The organism is Candidatus Nanopusillus massiliensis, assembly GCF_920984865.1.
Genome location: NZ_OV100765.1, coordinates 556,090 through 556,371, shown reverse-complemented (window position 1 = coordinate 556,371; position 282 = coordinate 556,090).

Sequence of the window (282 nt, the reverse complement as noted above, 5' to 3'; positions counted from 1 at the left end):
GGATATTGTGAATATATAAAACTTATTAGAAAAAAAAAAGTAAATATAGTTATTAATAGCTTCTTATTAATATTATTTATANNTTTCATTTAGTTATAAAAATTTGTTGAAATTTATAAATTTTTTATAATTTATAACAAAGGAGAGAAAATATAGAAAAATTAAATAAAAAATATTAAATAATTAAATAAAACAGTTATAAAGCACCGACTTTATATGTATTTAAGTTTGTTTCTTTCATAATTTAATTTATTTCTATAGCTTTTTCTAATTCTAGATTTA